General features: G+C 60.5%; 18 protein-coding genes and 1 tRNA gene. 8 read left to right on the forward strand and 11 right to left on the reverse strand.

The window, feature by feature from the left end; genetic code table 11:
- Positions 1–80: 80 nt before the first annotated feature.
- Positions 81–812: a M50 family metallopeptidase gene (locus tag NW826_RS01075; RefSeq protein WP_414509225.1), complete on the reverse strand. Its 732-nt coding sequence runs from the start codon at positions 810–812 to the stop codon at positions 81–83.
- Positions 813–1,104: 292 nt separating this feature from the next.
- Between NW826_RS01075 and NW826_RS01080 the strand changes: the two genes are divergently transcribed.
- The gene (locus NW826_RS01080) at positions 1,105–1,737 is read left to right on the forward strand and encodes a class I SAM-dependent methyltransferase (RefSeq protein WP_414509226.1); all 633 of its coding nucleotides are present in this window, start codon (positions 1,105–1,107) and stop codon (positions 1,735–1,737) included.
- Positions 1,738–1,742: 5 nt separating this feature from the next.
- Here the strand turns inward: NW826_RS01080 and NW826_RS01085 are convergent, their stop codons facing one another.
- The 4 genes from NW826_RS01085 to NW826_RS01100 all read right to left on the reverse strand — a co-directional run bounded on the left by NW826_RS01085 (position 1,743) and on the right by NW826_RS01100 (position 4,365).
- Positions 1,743–2,570 (reverse strand): thiazole synthase, encoded by an 828-nt coding sequence (locus NW826_RS01085; protein ID WP_414509227.1) that lies wholly within the window; start codon positions 2,568–2,570, stop codon positions 1,743–1,745.
- Between the two features lie 45 nt (positions 2,571–2,615).
- Complete coding sequence (gene thiS, locus NW826_RS01090) at positions 2,616–2,813, reverse strand: sulfur carrier protein ThiS (RefSeq protein ID WP_414334873.1); 198 nt, start codon at positions 2,811–2,813, stop codon at positions 2,616–2,618.
- On the reverse strand, positions 2,801–3,946 hold the full coding sequence (locus tag NW826_RS01095) for an FAD-dependent oxidoreductase (protein WP_414334880.1): 1,146 nt from the start codon (positions 3,944–3,946) through the stop codon (positions 2,801–2,803). The genes thiS and NW826_RS01095 overlap by 13 nt, the downstream gene beginning before the upstream one ends.
- A 221-nt stretch (positions 3,947–4,167) precedes the next feature.
- Positions 4,168–4,365, reverse strand: a complete 198-nt coding sequence (locus NW826_RS01100) for a hypothetical protein (RefSeq protein ID WP_414334874.1) — start codon at positions 4,363–4,365, stop codon at positions 4,168–4,170.
- 341 nt (positions 4,366–4,706) lie between these two features.
- Between NW826_RS01100 and clpP the strand changes: the two genes are divergently transcribed.
- The 4 genes from clpP to NW826_RS01120 all read left to right on the forward strand — a co-directional run bounded on the left by clpP (position 4,707) and on the right by NW826_RS01120 (position 8,062).
- Entirely contained in the window at positions 4,707–5,309 is a 603-nt protein-coding gene (gene clpP / locus NW826_RS01105; RefSeq protein WP_414334875.1) for an ATP-dependent Clp endopeptidase proteolytic subunit ClpP, read from the forward strand.
- A 510-nt stretch (positions 5,310–5,819) separates the two neighbouring features.
- Positions 5,820–7,244, forward strand: a complete 1,425-nt coding sequence (locus tag NW826_RS01110) for a form I ribulose bisphosphate carboxylase large subunit (protein ID WP_414334876.1) — start codon at positions 5,820–5,822, stop codon at positions 7,242–7,244.
- A gap of 69 nt (positions 7,245–7,313) precedes the next feature.
- Positions 7,314–7,721 (forward strand): RuBisCO chaperone RbcX, encoded by a 408-nt coding sequence (rcbX, locus tag NW826_RS01115; RefSeq protein WP_414509228.1) that lies wholly within the window; start codon positions 7,314–7,316, stop codon positions 7,719–7,721.
- An 8-nt stretch (positions 7,722–7,729) separates the two neighbouring features.
- Positions 7,730–8,062 (forward strand): ribulose bisphosphate carboxylase small subunit, encoded by a 333-nt coding sequence (locus NW826_RS01120; protein WP_414334878.1) that lies wholly within the window; start codon positions 7,730–7,732, stop codon positions 8,060–8,062.
- A 285-nt stretch (positions 8,063–8,347) separates the two neighbouring features.
- On the opposite strand, the gene NW826_RS01125 is transcribed toward NW826_RS01120, so the two are convergent.
- From NW826_RS01125 to NW826_RS01135, 3 genes are all read right to left on the reverse strand, one after another.
- Complete coding sequence (locus NW826_RS01125) at positions 8,348–9,106, reverse strand: TIGR00297 family protein (RefSeq protein ID WP_414349137.1); 759 nt, start codon at positions 9,104–9,106, stop codon at positions 8,348–8,350.
- Positions 9,107–9,154: 48 nt separating this feature from the next.
- Positions 9,155–9,245, reverse strand: a tRNA-Ser gene (locus tag NW826_RS01130).
- Between the two features lie 155 nt (positions 9,246–9,400).
- Positions 9,401–9,949, reverse strand: a complete 549-nt coding sequence (locus NW826_RS01135; RefSeq protein ID WP_414335305.1) for a hypothetical protein — start codon at positions 9,947–9,949, stop codon at positions 9,401–9,403.
- A gap of 531 nt (positions 9,950–10,480) precedes the next feature.
- Here NW826_RS01135 and NW826_RS01140 point away from each other — a divergent pair.
- Positions 10,481–11,458: a PhoH family protein gene (locus NW826_RS01140; protein WP_414509229.1), complete on the forward strand. Its 978-nt coding sequence runs from the start codon at positions 10,481–10,483 to the stop codon at positions 11,456–11,458.
- 18 nt (positions 11,459–11,476) lie between these two features.
- Positions 11,477–12,208: an HAD-IA family hydrolase gene (locus NW826_RS01145; protein ID WP_414335301.1), complete on the forward strand. Its 732-nt coding sequence runs from the start codon at positions 11,477–11,479 to the stop codon at positions 12,206–12,208.
- Here the strand turns inward: NW826_RS01145 and NW826_RS01150 are convergent.
- The 3 genes from NW826_RS01150 to NW826_RS01160 form a co-directional block, all read right to left on the reverse strand.
- Complete coding sequence (locus NW826_RS01150; protein ID WP_414335300.1) at positions 12,186–12,914, reverse strand: alpha/beta fold hydrolase; 729 nt, start codon at positions 12,912–12,914, stop codon at positions 12,186–12,188. The two genes, NW826_RS01145 and NW826_RS01150, sit on opposite strands and share 23 nt — an antisense overlap.
- 77 nt (positions 12,915–12,991) lie before the next feature.
- Positions 12,992–13,681, reverse strand: coding sequence for a lysophospholipid acyltransferase family protein (locus tag NW826_RS01155; RefSeq protein WP_414335298.1), 690 nt, complete (start codon positions 13,679–13,681; stop codon positions 12,992–12,994).
- Positions 13,682–13,755: 74 nt separating this feature from the next.
- A complete protein-coding gene (locus tag NW826_RS01160) occupies positions 13,756–14,883 on the reverse strand; it encodes a cob(I)yrinic acid a,c-diamide adenosyltransferase (protein ID WP_414335296.1) in 1,128 nt (375 codons plus the stop codon).
- A gap of 179 nt (positions 14,884–15,062) precedes the next feature.
- Between NW826_RS01160 and NW826_RS01165 the strand changes: the two genes are divergently transcribed.
- Positions 15,063–16,007 (forward strand): PLP-dependent cysteine synthase family protein, encoded by a 945-nt coding sequence (locus tag NW826_RS01165; protein ID WP_414335294.1) that lies wholly within the window; start codon positions 15,063–15,065, stop codon positions 16,005–16,007.
- The last annotated feature ends 52 nt before the right edge of the window (positions 16,008–16,059 follow it).

Here is a 16,059-nt window from a genome sequence, read left to right on the forward strand (position 1 = left end):
GGCGGTTTTTTCGGCTGGGCAGTGATGGGCGACGGATTTTTAGGTGACAACAATCACTTCCAGAATTGCGGCTTTGCCCCCTAGTCGCGAAAGGCCAGTTGCAAGCTGGTGATCAGCAGAACCAAAGAAAACACCGCCATCACCCCTCCCCAGAACCAGTAGGGCAAAAACAGGTTTTGGGCAATCTGGCTGGAATCGGAGAGGATCAGCCGCCCGTCGATGACAGCAGCGTCCATAAAAAGATAGTCGAGCTGGTGATAGGTGCTCACACAGGCTTGCACCCCCAAAAATTGCAGGGCAAAGCTTTGTAACCAAGGGGCAGCCCAGCGAGCTACTGCCAGGATGCCCAAACCCATGGCCGGGAGGAACAAAAGGCCAAAGGGGGAACGCACCCAGAGCAGCGTCGAGAGCAACAACAGGGATCCCAAAAATACCAGCCCCAGCCGAGCTGTGCTGCAGCGGCGGGAGGTGAGGATGAACAGGGCCCCAGCTATGGGCGGCCCCATCGGCCCGGCAGCCGCCACCAAGGCCCGCCCCACCCGCCCCAAAAACAGCTCGCCACTGTGAATGGCCAGCCCCGAGCCGTCGGGATAGACCTCAAGACGATGAAACTCCCCCCCCAACAGCAGCGCCATCAGGCCATGGCCCATCTCGTGAAACCAGGTGGCCAACAAAGTAAAGGGGTAGAGGAGGTAATTGCCCCAGGGAAACCGCCAGAGCAAGACTGTCAGCCCCGCCGCAGCCACCAGCCAGATCACGCTGTGCCGGCCAGGCCTTGCGGAAGGGGAAGGAGGCAGCTCAAACTGAGTCATACCAGCAGGTGGGTGGAGAAAAGGCCCAAGATGCCTTGTCGGCCTAGACGATTGCCGGCAGAAAAAAGTTCCACATTAGGCAAAAATAGCCAGGCCAACTCCCCTCTCCCTCTGGGAGAGGGGTTGGGGGTGAGGGTGACCTCTGGGAGAGGGGTTGGGGGTGGTCGCGTGAGCGGCGCGGAGCGCTTGGGTGACCTCTGGGAGAGGGGTTGGGGGTGAGGGCCAACAACAGCAAGGAGACAGGGGAGCCGTCTCACAGGTAGGCTGGAAAAGCCCCAAGGGATCCCTGCCTATGGCCACCTTCCTGCGCGACTGGAGCTACCGCTCTCCCTGGCTTTACCGCAGCATCAGCCGTGCGGCTGCCCTAGCAGTGGGGGGATATGAGCGACTGCGCCGGTTGCCCCTCCAAGGGATCTCCATCCAGCCCCAGGAGCGGGTATTGGATCTCTGCTGTGGCCCTGCCGAAGTGACTCCAATCCTAGCCGAGCTGAGCCAAAACGTTGTCGGCCTGGATGCTTCCCCCAAAGCCCTGGCGGCAGCTCGCCAACGCCTCCCCAAGGTGGAATTTGTGGAAGCCTTTGCCCAGGATCTGCCCTTTCCTGCCAACAGCTTTGATTGGGTGCACACCAGCTTGGCCCTGCACGAGCTGCCTTTTCCTGACCTGGAACAGGTGCTGCGCGAAGGGTGGCGGGTGCTCAAGCCGGGGGGAGGGCTTTTGATCCTGGACTTGCACGCGCCTTGCCAACCTTGGATGTGGCCTGGGCTGGCCCTCTTTCTGGCCCTGTTTGAAACCGAGACCGCCTGGAACTTGCTCAAGTTGGATCTGCCGCAGTACTTGCAGCAGCAGGGCTGGCAATCCGTCCGGCAAACCCTGCACGCCGGGGGGGCTTTGCAGGTGATCCAGGCCCAAAAGCCTGCCGCCTAAGCTGCTCACCCTTGGTGCCAGAAGGGGGTGCCGAGAACCGGTGTGCTGGGCTGAGCCGCTTCCTGGGGGGTCATCGCGCCGGCCAGGTAGGCTCGCCGGCCTGCGCGCACTGCTTCTGCAAAGGCCTCGGCCATTGCCACCGGATCCCGGGCCAAGGCCACCGCTGTATTCAACAGCACCCCATCGAAGCCCCACTCCATCACCTGGCAGGCGTGGGAAGGCAGGCCTAGACCGGCATCCACAATTAGCGGTGCCTCAATCCGCTCTCGCAGCAAGCGCAAGTTGTAGGGGTTGAGGGGGCCCTTGCCGGTGCCAATAGGAGCGGCCCAGGGCATCACCACTTCACAACCGGCATCCAAGAGCCGCTGGCACAGCACCAGATCGTCGGTGCTATAGGGCAGAACCTTGAAGCCGCGACGGATTAGTTCGGCAGCGGCAGTGGGCAGTTGCACCGGATCCGGCTGCAAGGTGTAGTCATCCCCAATGAGCTCCAGCTTGATCCAGTTGGTGCCGAACACCTCCCGCGCCATCTCCGCTGTGGTGACTACCTCCTGCACGCTGTGGCAGCCGGCGGTGTTGGGCAGAACCGGGATCCCTAGCTTCTGGAGCAGGGCCCAAAACCCTTGGGAAGCTTCCGACCCCAGCGCCCCCTGGCGCCGCAGGGAAACGGTCAACAAACAGGGCTGTGCCCGCACCACCGCCTGCTCCAAAATGGCGGGCGAAGGGTAGCGAGCCGTCCCCAGCATCAGGCGGCTGGGCAGCGCTTGGCCGTAGAGCACCAAGGGATCCTCATCGGCCTGAGTCGAGGGGGAGACAGGAAGAAGAGTGGACATCGCTGAGGGGCAAAAATGCGGGATCTGAGGGGAGGCAGTCGGGCACTAGCCGCCGGCAACCGGCGCGACAATCTCCACCTGGTCGCCTTCTTGCAGACGAGTTCGCTCGTACTGGGCGCGCGGCACAAACTCTAGATTAACCGCCACCGCAAAAGGGCCACTGATCTCCACCTGGGCTATCGCCTCGGCCAGCGTGGTGCCCTCCGGCAAATCGTAAGGCTTTTGGTTGATCAAGACACGCATGGCGACAGGGATTCACCGGCAAGAGGGGCAGCCTGTACCTGAAAAGGGATCCCCAACTCCTGAGCAAGGCGGCAACTGCCGTGGTGAAGATACTCCAAGACGGCATCGTGGATAGCCGGGGAGATCATAAAGCCATGGCGATAGAGGCCGTTGATCTGCAACAGGCGAGGCGCGCACTCCACCACGGCTGGCAAGTGGTTCGCCAAGGTGGGACGACATTGGCTGCCTAATTCCAGGATACGCGCTTCGGCAAAGGCAGGGTGGACGGCGTAGGCGGCGCTGAGCAGCTCCAGAGCCGAGCGGACACTCACCGGCGAGCGATCCTCGGATTCAATTTCGGTGGCTCCCACCACAAACAGGTGCCCCGGCTTGGGAGCGATGTAGATCGGGTAGCGGGGGTGCAACAGCCGGGTCGGGCGCCGCAAAGCTACTTCCGGGGCATACAGACGTACCACCTCACCTCTAACTCCCCGCAGCGGTGACTGCCCACCCCATTCTGTTCGGGATCCCAGGCCGCGACAGTCCAAAACCCACCCGCCGGTTTGTTGCTGCCAGGCTTCCGCCTGCTCCAGATCCCAGGGGCAACTCCACTCCACCTCCACCTCGTGCTGGCGCAGCTTGGCCAGCAGAGCCGACAACAGTTGGCGGTTATCCAGTTGGCCCTCTTGGGGAAGATACAGGCCTTGCCCAAATCGCCCGGCCAGCGAGGGCTCCAGCTCAGCTACAGCCTGGGCATCCAGAGGCTGGGGCTTGGGGAGATGGGGAAGGCGTTCCCCCACAGCAGCTAGCAGGGATGAGAAGCGTCTGGCTTCCCCCGCATCTTGGCGGTGCCAGAGGATCAGAGTGCCTTCCTGCTGAAAGAAAACCGGCTGCGGCAGACTGGCCAAAAGGGAGGGCCAACGGGAGAGGGCATAGTACCCCTGCGCTACTACGCTGGCCTCGGCGACGGCAGACTCCGCCAGGGGAGCCAGCATGGCAGCGGCAAAATGGGCAGCACTGCTCTCGACGGCACCGGCAGGAGCCGCCTCCACGATGCGGACAGAATGCCCGACCTCGACCAGGGTGGCAGCCAACAGGCGCCCCATCAGACCGGCTCCGAGGACAAGAATGGGATCCCGCTGCGCTCTCCCCACCGCTGACGGGATAGGAGATGGCCTGGGCAGACTTGCTGCCGCATTTGTCCGAGAAGATGAGGTTGAAAGGGTCAAAGTGCCCCCCACCGCTGAGGCAATGGATTTCATGTTAGATCCGATGTTGACATACCCCCTGTCCTCAGGGACAGGGATTCTTGACGCTTGAGAAGGTGAAGGCGCAGGCAAAGCTCTTCGCCCTTAGTTTGGCCGCTTGGCGGGCATCACAACCGCGGCGGATGGTAGGGAGGTTCTTTGCAGTTGTGCAGGTTTTCTGGGGTATGGCGATGGACAAACTCACAGCAACGAGCCAACGCCTTCAGCACCAGCTCCAGTTTCTCAACCTGCTGGGGGGTGGTGATGAGTTGGCAGGATACGGTGAGAATGTGAAACATTTTCAGGTGGTGAAGTGATGGCGTCAACTGGAGTACCCCTTGCCGGATTCGGGCATCCAGGTACTTACCCTCCCCAGCCTACAAAGGTAGGGGACTGTTGAACTTTTTCCCATCCTAGTCGCCATTACCGGTTCCACGCTCTGCCAAGTTTAGGATCAAGATCCCCAGCAAAGCTAGGCTCAGCAAGCTGGCGATCACCATCGGTTCATCTGGGATCATATCCATCTAGACTTTGCCTCACCCCATCGTAAAGAGCCATACCTCAGACTCGTTGCCCAACCCGGCGGCTACCCTCTGGTCACCCTGAGCAAGCATCTGTCCAGCGGCTTACACTACACTAGAAGAACTGACCCATCCCTTGGACTGGCATGATTCCCACGGTTATCGAGCAATCCGCGCGAGGCGAGCGCGCCTTTGACATCTACTCGCGTCTTTTGCGGGATCGGATTATCTTCCTGGGCACCCAGGTGGACGACGACATTGCTAACCTGATCGTGGCCCAGATGCTCTACTTGGAATCCGAAGACCCCGAGAAAGACATCTACCTCTACATCAACTCCCCCGGCGGCTCGGTCTATGCCGGTATGGCCATCTACGACACCATGCAACACATCCAGCCGGATGTCTCCACCATCTGCATCGGTCTGGCCGCCAGCATGGGAGCCTTTCTGCTGGCAGGGGGCACCAAAGGCAAACGCATCGCCCTTCCCCACGCCCGCATCATGATCCACCAGCCCCTCGGTGGAGCCCAGGGGCCGGCCACCGACATCGAAATTCAGGCCAAAGAGATCCTCTTCATCAAAAACAGCCTCAACAGCCTGCTGGCCTACCACACCGGCCAACCTCTGGAGCGCATCGAACGCGATACCGACCGCGACAACTTTATGACCCCAGAACAGGCCAAAGAGTACGGACTCATCGACCAGGTGATCAGCAAGAGATCCCAGCCAACCCTGGCAGCCGTTTCTTGAGCGTCTAGGTTCTGCGGCCAGCTTGCAGGGCTCCCTCAAAGCAGGGGGCTTTTGCCTGTTGGCAGGGATCCCACCGGCGAAGATATTAAGAAAGCCAAAGAAATTGGTCTTCTTGTCACTAAGTCAGGGGACTCACTTTAACCAAACTAATCGAACTCATAAAGAAAGTAATGATCAGCTGATCCTTGCGGATGATAGCTTAGGATTAAACCAGTGTAGACCTGTGTTTGCCGCAATTCTAGCTTAGACACTGTATAGAAATCTTTCCACTGGGTTTCCAAAGTCCAGGGCGTCAGAGCTGGCAATGGGCGGCACTTGAAAAGGAGGGTTTTGGACTTTGCATCCGCGTGAATGCGGAAGACTGTCTCAAAGCCCAAGTCCCACGGTTGTGGGGCAGGTTCATTCACGAAAACTCGGTGGTCTGGGGCTTTGGCCCTGGGTTTTTGCCTCATTGGTTGCAGCCGTGAATGGCATTTTCTGGTTTTGTGATTCGTTCAGAGGGAGATCGACGTGGCTTACGCAGCAACCCAATCCAAAAGCGGCTATCAAGCCGGGGTGAAAGATTACCGACTCACCTATTACACGCCCGACTACACGCCCAAGGATACCGATGTCTTGGCCTGTTTCCGGGTTACCCCTCAGCCGGGCGTTCCCCCCGAAGAGGCCGGGGCGGCGGTGGCGGCTGAGTCCTCGACCGGCACCTGGACAACGGTGTGGACAGATTTGCTCACCGACTTGGATCGGTACAAGGGCCGCTGCTACGACATCGAGCCAGTTCCCGGCGAAGAGAATCAATACTTCTGCTTCGTCGCCTATCCGCTGGATCTGTTCGAGGAAGGCTCGGTCACCAACATGCTCACCTCGATTGTGGGCAACGTCTTCGGCTTCAAGGCCCTGAAGGCGCTGCGGCTGGAAGACTTGCGCATCCCCGTGGCCTACTTGAAGACCTTCCAGGGCCCTCCCCACGGCATCCAGGTGGAGCGGGACAAATTGAACAAGTATGGCCGCCCACTATTGGGCTGCACCATCAAGCCCAAGCTGGGCCTTTCCGCTAAAAACTACGGGCGGGCGGTGTACGAGGCGCTGCGGGGCGGTCTGGACTTCACCAAAGACGACGAAAACATCAACTCCCAGCCCTTCCAGCGCTGGCGGGATCGCTACCTCTTTGTGATGGAGGCCGTCCACAAGGCCCAAGCGGAAACTGGCGAGATCAAGGGGCACTACCTGAACGTGACGGCGCCCACCTGTGAGGAGATGTTCAAACGGGCGGAGTTTGCCAAGGAGATTGGTGCCCCCATCATCATGCACGACTACCTGACTGCTGGGTTTACCGCCAACACCAGCCTGGCTAAGTGGTGCCGCGACAACGGCATTCTGCTGCACATCCACCGCGCCATGCACGCGGTGATCGACCGGCAGAAAAACCACGGCATCCACTTCCGGGTGCTGGCCAAGTGCTTGCGCATGTCCGGCGGCGACCACCTGCATGCCGGTACGGTGGTGGGCAAGTTGGAAGGCGACCGCGCCGTGACGCTTGGCTTTGTGGATCAGATGCGGGAGAACTATGTGGAGGCGGATCGCTCTCGGGGTAACTTCTTCACCCAAGATTGGGCTTCGATGCCTGGGGTGATGCCGGTGGCCTCCGGTGGCATTCACGTCTGGCACATGCCGGCACTGGTGGAGATCTTCGGTGACGATGCCGTGCTGCAGTTTGGCGGCGGAACCCTGGGACACCCCTGGGGGAACGCTCCAGGCGCGACCGCCAACCGGGTGGCTTTGGAAGCTTGTATCCAAGCTCGTAACGAAGGTCGGGATCTGGCCCGCGAGGGCAACGACATCATCCGCGAAGCGGCCAAGTGGTCGCCGGAGCTGGCGGCTGCCTGCGAGCTGTGGAAGGAGATCAAGTTCGAGTTCAAGCCCGTCGATACCCTCTAGAGATTGGCTGGGGCAAGGGATCCCCACAGTTCTCTTGCCCCGCTGCTTTGGCCACCCCCTGGATTGGCAATGGATCTAAAACAGATCGCCAAAGATACGGCCAAGACCTTGATCAGCTACCTGACCTATCAGGCGATGCGCACGGTGCTGGCCCAACTGAGCGAGACGGATCCTCCCAGGGCTCTTTGGCTGCAGCAGTTCTCTGCCCGGCAAAACCTCCAGGATGGGGAAGCCTACCTGCGGGCTTTGCTGGCAGAGCGCCCTGACTTGGCCTACCGCATCATGACCGTTCGCGAGCACGTTGCAGCGGAGGTGGTGGATTACCTGCCGGAGATGGCCAAAGCCGGCATCCAGCAGGCCAATATGGAGCACCGCCGCAATCACTTAGAACGGCTCACCTCAGCAGCGGGATCTCCGCCGGTCACCCACCCGGAAGCGGGATCCCCTCCCCAAAACCTTAGACCCGAAACGGAGTGACAGCCATCATGCAAACCTTACCGAAAGAGCGCCGCTACGAAACCCTTTCCTACTTGCCGCCGCTGACGGATCTGCAGATCATCAAGCAGGTGCAATACATCCTGGATCAAGGCTACATCCCTGCCGTTGAGTTCAACGAATCCTCTGAACCGACGGTTCGCTACTGGACATTGTGGAAGCTGCCTTTGTTCGGCGCCACTTCTCCCCAGGAGGTGCTGAGCGAGGTGCAGGCTTGCCGCAGCGCCTACCCCAATTGCTTCATCCGTGTGGTGGGGTTCGACAACATCAAGCAGTGCCAGGTGCTCAGCTTCTTGGTTTACAAGCCCAGCGGCCTACGCTAAGAGAGGTTCGGGGCAATTGGTCTCATTCCTAGCCAATCAGCGCGGAGGGAGAGCTTCTCCCTCTTTTTTATTTCTTGCTTCGCACAGCCATTCCCAATGGCAACGGCGCCATTCTCAATCTCAAAAAACAGTCATTTCAAACAGCAACGCAACGGTTCCTTGCCTCGTTATTGCTACACAACGCTGTCGCGAAGGCGCCGCTCTAACTCCCCTCTCCCTCAGGGAGAGGGGCTGGGGGTGAGGGCCATCCCTCAGGGAGAGAGGTTGGGGGTGAGGGGCCCCTTTTTAGGATCCGATCCCCAAAAGCGCTCCCAATCCCACGGCCAGGAGAGCTGCTAGGGCTGTTTGAATGCCGTTCACCACTTCGTTGCTCATCCAGGCCAGGCGGGGTTGCAACACCACCCCCATCCAGCTTTCTGCCAAGGTGGCCAGGATCCCGGCCAGACAGCAAATGCCCAGCCAAAACGGGTCTCCTCTTACCCACTCCCCACCGATCCCCCAAGCCAAGGTGGCCATCCCTACCGCTGCCGCCACCCCTGCCAGGGATCCCTCGAGGCTCACGGCTCCTTCTGTGCCCGCCGGCACGGATTGGAAGGTGGTGATCAAAAAGGTCTGGCGTCCGTAGGCTTTCCCCACCTCGCTGCTGACGGTATCGGCCAATTTCGCTGCAAAGCTGGCACCGTACCCCAACCACCACAGCGGATGCGGCAAGAAAGTGTAGCCCACCGCGCATACTGCCCCGGTCAAAGCGGATCCCCAGACATTTTCCGGCCCTCGCGCCCCCTCTCGCTTTTCGGCGATCCCCTGCGCCTGCTTGCGCCGGATCCCCAGCCGGGTGACGGCGGTGCCGATTAAAAAATAGGCCGCCACCACCGCATAGCCCCGCCACCCCAGCCCCCCCCACACCAACAGACCCAGTAGGCCTGCGTGGAGGACTCCCGCCCGCGTCAGCGCCTTCTGGGGGCTCAGCAGGGCCAGCGCCACCAAGGCTAGATTGAGCCAGAGCGCCACTCCCCACTGACTCAGCAGCCACGCTTGCCACATAAACACCCAAAAAGCAGTGAAACCGCCGCCAAGGGTCAACTGCAGAAACGGAGAGGGAGGGATTCGAACCCTCGACGGAGCTTTTGGGCCCCGTAACTTCTTAGCAGGAAGCCGCTTTCGACCACTCAGCCACCTCTCCAAAGCGGCAGAGACACCCTCCGTTGGGATCCAGCCGCCAGCTCACCTATTGTAGAAGATGGGATCCCGCCCGGCAACTGGGCCTGCAAGAACTCCGTCCCGCTGTCGCGAATGGTCGGGATCCCTCCTGGAGGTAACCCCTGGGCTTGGGCGGCCCTAGCTCACCACCTGCACGTAGATATCGAAGCTGCCGCTGTTGTCGCCGTAGCTGCCCTTGGCATCGTTGACGTTGAAGGCAATATCCAAGTTGGGATCCAGATCTACCTCTTGGGGCTGCTCCGGCGAGGATTCCCAAACCTGATGGGCCACCAGTTGGGCGTTGGGCTGGAACACCACAAGCCCGTAGCGGCAAAGACCGGGGTAGCGCCACTCCGGCGGGGTCGGGATCCCTTTGCCAAGGGGCGAGCGGATGCTGGTGGAGAAAGAAAAGCCGTAGCGCCAGGCCACATTTTTCACGAAAAAGCGGATGCGGCTGGCCCGCAGCGGACGCCCCTGCCAGTGCAGGATATTGCCGGCCTCTTGATTGACCCGCAGGTCAGAGAAAGCCATCCAGCCCTGCAAGTTCTCCTCTTGGGGCTGGGTGCCTTCGATCACTTGAGCTTGGCTCCAGTCTAAGTCGCTGCCATCGCAGGCGATCTGGCGTGGAATTTGGGTCAAATCCAGTTGTGGCAGCCCTAGAGTACCAGACGCAGATTGGGTAGACATCTATCTCTCCTTTTTTTCAAAATGACTCCCGAAGTGAGGATCTGTAGAGAGCTTACAGGGATCCCAAAAATGAAGTCGGGGAAAGGTTTTAAAGACAAACCTATTCCTCTCCCTGCTGCTTGGTGGAGAATCTCAGATGAACTATGACATCGGGGTTGAAAACCTCAGGCTCTTGCTCGATCGGGCAAGAGATTGAGGGTTCAAGCTCCTTACGTCAATAGGTCAACTTTACTTGATGGATGGCGGCTATTCCCAGAGAAATAGGCCTTTGCAATACTTTTTTAGGGAACCTTAGGAATCTGTTAATTCCCCACGACTTGACTGCCGACCAAAGCCAGAACCCAGATCCTTACTCAGCGCAGATCTGCTGGGAACTCGTATTCCAAAACACATTAATTTGTGCAATGCCCCTGTTAAGCACTCTTGCGCTCATCTGGTCTCTGGAGCAGCTCTCCGAACCCGGAGCGTTCTGACAGCCGTTTTTGATAGGATCACCATTACCAGTCTCGCGGGGTGCCCGGCGCCCACGGCATGCACGACACTTCTGCTCCCACCGATTTCGAAATTATCTCTCTGTCCGATCCTCAACAGGCCATGTCTTTGGCGGGCATTCAGGAGGCCAACTTGAGGTGGATCAGTCGCTTCAGTGGGGCTTCTGTAACGCTGCGCGGGCAAGACCTGTACCTGAAAGGCACCCCTCAGCAGCGGCAGCAGGTGCGGCAGTGGCTAGAATTGCTGAAGCCGCTTTGGCAAACTGGACACCCTGTCACGGTGATCGATGCAGAGCAAGCTTTTCGCGCCCTCTCCGGCCAGGAGGCTGCGGCCTATCAGCAAGCGCAAGCAGGTGTGTTGGCCCGCACCCGCAAGGGAGAGCTGATCCGGCCCAAAACGCTCCGCCAGCAGGAGTATGTGCGAGCCATTCGCGCCCACGACCTCTGCTTCGGCATCGGGCCGGCAGGCACCGGCAAAACTTATCTGGCCGCTGTTGTAGCCATTGCTGCCCTGCAAAACCGGGAATATGAGCGTTTGATCCTCACTCGCCCTGCCGTGGAGGCGGGGGAGAAGTTGGGTTTTTTGCCGGGGGATCTGGTGGAAAAGGTGGATCCCTATCTGCGGCCCCTCTACGATGCCCTGTTCGAGTTTATCGACCCGGCCAAGCTGCCCCAGTTGATGGAACAAGGGGTCATCGAGGTGGCGCCCCTGGCTTACATGCGGGGGCGCACTCTCAGCAATGCTTTCATCATTTTGGACGAAGCCCAGAACACCACCCCGGAGCAGATGAAGATGGCCCTCACGCGGCTGGGCTTCCGGTCGCGCATGGTGGTTACCGGGGATCTCACCCAAACGGATCTGGGCAAGCATCGCCTGTCGGGCTTGGCCGCTGCGGAGCGCATCCTGACGGGGGTGGAGGGGGTTGCTTTTTGCTACTTTGACCAGCGGGATGTGGTGCGTCACCCATTGGTGCAGCGGATTGTGGATGCCTACGACCGCTATGAGAGCCAGCAGTGATACTGGTGATACCTACTCATGATGAGTTGCGGAACGGTGCTCTTTTTCGATGCGGTGGGCACCCTGTTTCGGGTGCGGGGCGGCGTTGGCCAAGCTTACAGCCAGGTGGCAGCAGAATATGGGGTGAGGGTGGATCCCCCAGCGTTGGATTGCGCCTTTGCCCAAGCTTTTGCCCAGGCTCCAACTCCGGCCTGCCCAGGCTTGACGGGATCCGTCTTGCAGGAATGGGAGCGGGCCTGGTGGCGGCAGGTGGTGCGCCAGACCTTCGCCCAAGTGGGATCCCTGGCTGCTTTCGGGGAAGGGCAGTTTGAGGTGTTTTTTGCCCACCTGTTCGAGTACTTTGCCGGGGCGGGGCCCTGGGAGCTCTATCCCGAGACGCTGCCGGTTCTACAGGTTCTGCAACAGGAAGGGATCCGGCTGGGGGTGATCTCCAATTTCGACAGCCGCCTGCCCGGGGTGCTACAGCAGTTGCAGTTGGGTTCCTACTTTTCCAGCCTCACCCTTTCCACCCAGGTGGGCTATGCCAAGCCCGATCCCCGCATCTTCCAAGCTGCCCTGGCGGCCCAAGGGATCCCTCCCGCAGCCGCTTGCCACATCGGCGATAGCCACCGCGAAGACTATCAAGGGGCCAAAGCAGCGGGCTTGAAAGCCCTTTGGCTGGATCGAGAAGGAAAAGATCGCTCCTGCCAAGGACGGATAGCCGATCTGTGGGGAGCCCTTTCCATTCTCAACGGCTCGCAGCAGAATTGAGCAGCAGGGGGGCGAAAACCCCATCTGGCTTGAGCAAATAACGCCGCAGGTTCATCTGCCGCTCCAGAAGACAAGCGTGGCCGCTCAAGGGCGAGATCTCCACCTGCGCCCGGGGCAGCCGCTCCGCCAGCCGGCCCACCTCCTGCACCGACGGCAACAGGCGATCCCGCCCCCCCGCCACCAGCAACGTCGGCAGGGTCATCGACTCCAGGGGCAGCTCCTCCACGACAAACGATCCCAGCAAGGCCAAGCGCTGGGCAGCCACCTCTGGCGGGACGCTGTGCACGGCCTGGCGCAATCGCTCCCGATCCGGCGGCTCGATTTGGTTGAGCTCGGCCAAAAACCCCAGCCCCCGCTCCGACAATTGGTGATAGAGCCCTGGCGGCAAAAAGGGCAGCAGCCAATGCCCCGCCCACCACCAGGGCCGACGTCGCAGCGACGAGGCCGGATTGACCAAAACAAGGCCGCGGCACCGTTCCGGCCAGCGGGCAACCACCAACAAGGCTAGGCAGGCCCCAAAAGATTCTCCACACAAGTAGGCTCCTGTTTCCAACTGGGATCCCACCCAGTCGGCCAGGGTCTCCCAGCTATTTCCCGCCTCTGGGTGGTTCAAGCTCAGGGGGCGAATGCAAAACTCCCGCTCCAAAGCCCGCGCCTGCCGGTAAAACAACCCGCCTGTGCCATCCATACCGGGCAGGTACAGCAACAGAGGCCGCTCCTGACCAACTGCCTCCTTTGCCGGGCAGATCAAGCTAGAGGTTATCAGCTCGCCACTCAACTTTCTCATTTCCCTGCCAATCCCAATTGCACCTGTTCTCGGGCCGCTGCGGTTAGCTCTTGAATCACCTGCATTCGTTCGCGTCGGGATCGGTGGCGCTGCTTCCCAGTGACCCAGAGGGGGGATCCTACTCTGAGCACCACCCGCCGATACAACACCACCGGATGTCCCCCTTCCTGTTGAAAGCGGGGCTCGCTGGGGTCAAACCAGCGAAAGAAAGCCATGGGAATATCCACCCCCCGCCATTCTTCCTGGGCCCACACGGCCACCGGCAGAATCGGCAAGGGATCCACCGTTGCCGCCAAGGCCAGATGGGCAAAGCCCGGCTGAAACTGCCCCAACTCCTGAGGCGAGGTCGCACGGGTGATCTGCTCCGCGCCTTCCGGAAAGATCCCCACCCCCACGCCTGCCGCCAAGGTGGCCTGCGCCTGGCGAAAAAAATGGATTTGCTGCCGGGATCCCTGCTTGAGGGGAAGGCAACCCAGTGCCAGGGCCACCTCCCGCAGCAGCGGCACCTGAGACAGGTAGTAATGACAGGCAAAGCGAATTGGCCGATCCAACCCCGCGATCAGCACCGGCGCATCCAGGAAGCTGCGGTGATTGCTCACCACCACCAGCGGGCCGGCGGGAATGCGCTCCCCCCCCTCCACCCACACTTCCGTCTGGAAAAGGCTGAGCAACGACTGAGCCAGCATCTTGGAGTCTGGCGGCCAAGCCAGAACAGACAGGGCTGGGGGCAACGGTTGCCAGAATGCTGCAAAGGATCCCATCAATAGTCCACCCCGCGTCGCAGATCGGCTCCCTGCTCGGCATAGTGCTTGTGGCTCACCATTTCCGAATGGACAGAGGCCAGCTCGAAATAGGGCAAGGGGGCATGGCAGCGGCCCGTAATGATGATCTCCGTATCGCGCGGCTTGCGCAACAAAGCCTGCACGATCGGCTCCACATCCAGCAGCTCCAGATCCACCGTCGGGTTCAGCTCATCCAAGATGATGGTTTTGTACAGGCCGGAAGCAATAGCTGCCCGTGCCAACTCCCAGCCCCGCTCCGCTTCTACATAGTCGATTTCTTGCTGTTTACCTCGCCAGACAATCGCATCCCGACCGCAACGCTGGTGATCCACCAGGTCGGGGTAGCTTTCTCGCAAGGCCCGAATGGCCGCATCTTCCGTGTAGCCCGTTCCCCCCTTCAGCCACTGCATGATCAGCACGCGGTGGGAGAGATCCTTGCTGATGCCGCGTCCGATGGCCTGTAGAGCCCGACCCAGAGCGCTGGTGGATTTTCCCTTGCCGTTGCCGGTGTAGATCTCAATGCCGCTGGGCTGGCCGTTTTGGGGATCCGCCCCCCGGCGCAGGCTGCGCATTTCCGAGTGCAAGTCTGCCAGGTCGATAATTTCCTTGGGCGCCCCCCGCCCGGTGATGATCACCTCCATCTCCTCCGGCTTTTGCTTGAGGGTGTTGACGACCTCATCCACCGGCAGCAGGCCCAGATCCAGCACCGGGTTGAGCTCATCCAGCACCACCACCGAGTAAAATCCTGACGCCAAAGCTCCCTTGGCCACATCCCAGCCGCGGCGGGCCTCCTGACGGTCGAACTTGGTGATCTCGTCCGGGCCGAAGAACTCCCCGCGTCCGGTGCGCAATTGATCGATGAGATGGGGGAAGCCCCGCTGCAGAGCAGCAATGGCCGCATCCTCGGCGTAGGTGCGGCCCGGCCCCTTGAGAAACCGCACCAACAACACCCGGCTGGGGGCCGCCTTTTCGATCCCCAAACCAATGGAGCGCAGCACAACCCCCAGCGCCGCCTGGGACTTGCCTTTGCCCTCACCGTCGTAGACGTGGATCTGGCCCCGTCGGCGGTCGAACTGCTGGGCGGTTACAATGCCGATTTCTGCCATGCCCCTCCGCATCGTGCCGTTGTCCAGAACTCTTGCCCTGCTACCCCCATCTTAGAGTCTAGCCACAGGTTTTTAGGAAAGCTGGCCAGGGGCCAGAAAAAGCCCTCAAGAGCCGAGAAAGGCCAGGATAAGATGAGCAATGGTTGTCCAGTCAATGCCTGTCTAGCGAGGGATCCCCCTTGTATCCGACTGCATTTTCTTCTCGCCCCTTATTTTCTGCCGTCGATAGCCCCATTGAGCTGGTGGGTGGAACACCGCTTATCCGCCTGCGGCGAGTGGCTGCCGATTTGCCGGAATCGGTGCGGGTTTACGGCAAGGCAGAGTGGTACAACCCCGGTGGCTCCGTCAAAGATCGCCCTGCCCTGAACATGATTCGCGCCGGCGAACGCCAGGGCAAGCTCACCCCCGGCAAGATCATCCTGGATGCCACCAGCGGCAACACCGGCATCGCCTACGCCTGGATCGGGGCGGCCTTAGGCTACAAAGTCAAGCTGGCCCTGCCGGCCAACGCCAGCCCGGAGCGCAAGAAGATCCTCGCGGCTTACGGCGTGGATCTGGTCTTGACGGATCCCGCCCTGGGATCCGATGGGGCCATCGAGAAAGCCCGCGCCCTCTACGCCGAAAACCCCGAGCTCTATTTCTACCCCGACCAATACAGCAACCCCGCCAACTGGCAGGCCCACTACGAGACCACAGGAGTAGAAATCTGGGAGCAAACCCAGGGGCAGGTCACCCATTTTGTAACCGGGCTGGGTACCAGCGGCACCTGTATGGGGGTAGGGCGGCGCCTGCGGGAGTGCCGCTCCGATATCCAAATCATTGCCATGCAGCCGGACTCTCCCTTTCATGGCTTAGAAGGCCTCAAGCACATGGCCACCGCCCTCAAGCCCGAGATCTACGATCCCACCCTGCCCGACCAGCACATCGAGATCTCCACAGAAGCAGCCCAGAAAATGGTCAAGCGCCTGGCCCTAGAAGAAGGCTTGCTGGTGGGCATCTCTGCCGGGGCCAATGTGGTGGCAGCCCTACAGGTGGCCCGTCAACTTTCCTCCGGAGTGGTGGTGACCATCTTTTGCGACGGGGCTGACAAGTATCTCTCGGAGCGGTTTTGGACGGAGGATTGACCTTACCGCGGCAGGATGCAAAAGGGCCAATGCCCTTAACAACTGCACACCT

This window comes from Synechococcus sp. OH20 (assembly GCF_047502685.1).
GTDB lineage: Bacteria > Cyanobacteriota > Cyanobacteriia > Thermostichales > Thermostichaceae > Thermostichus.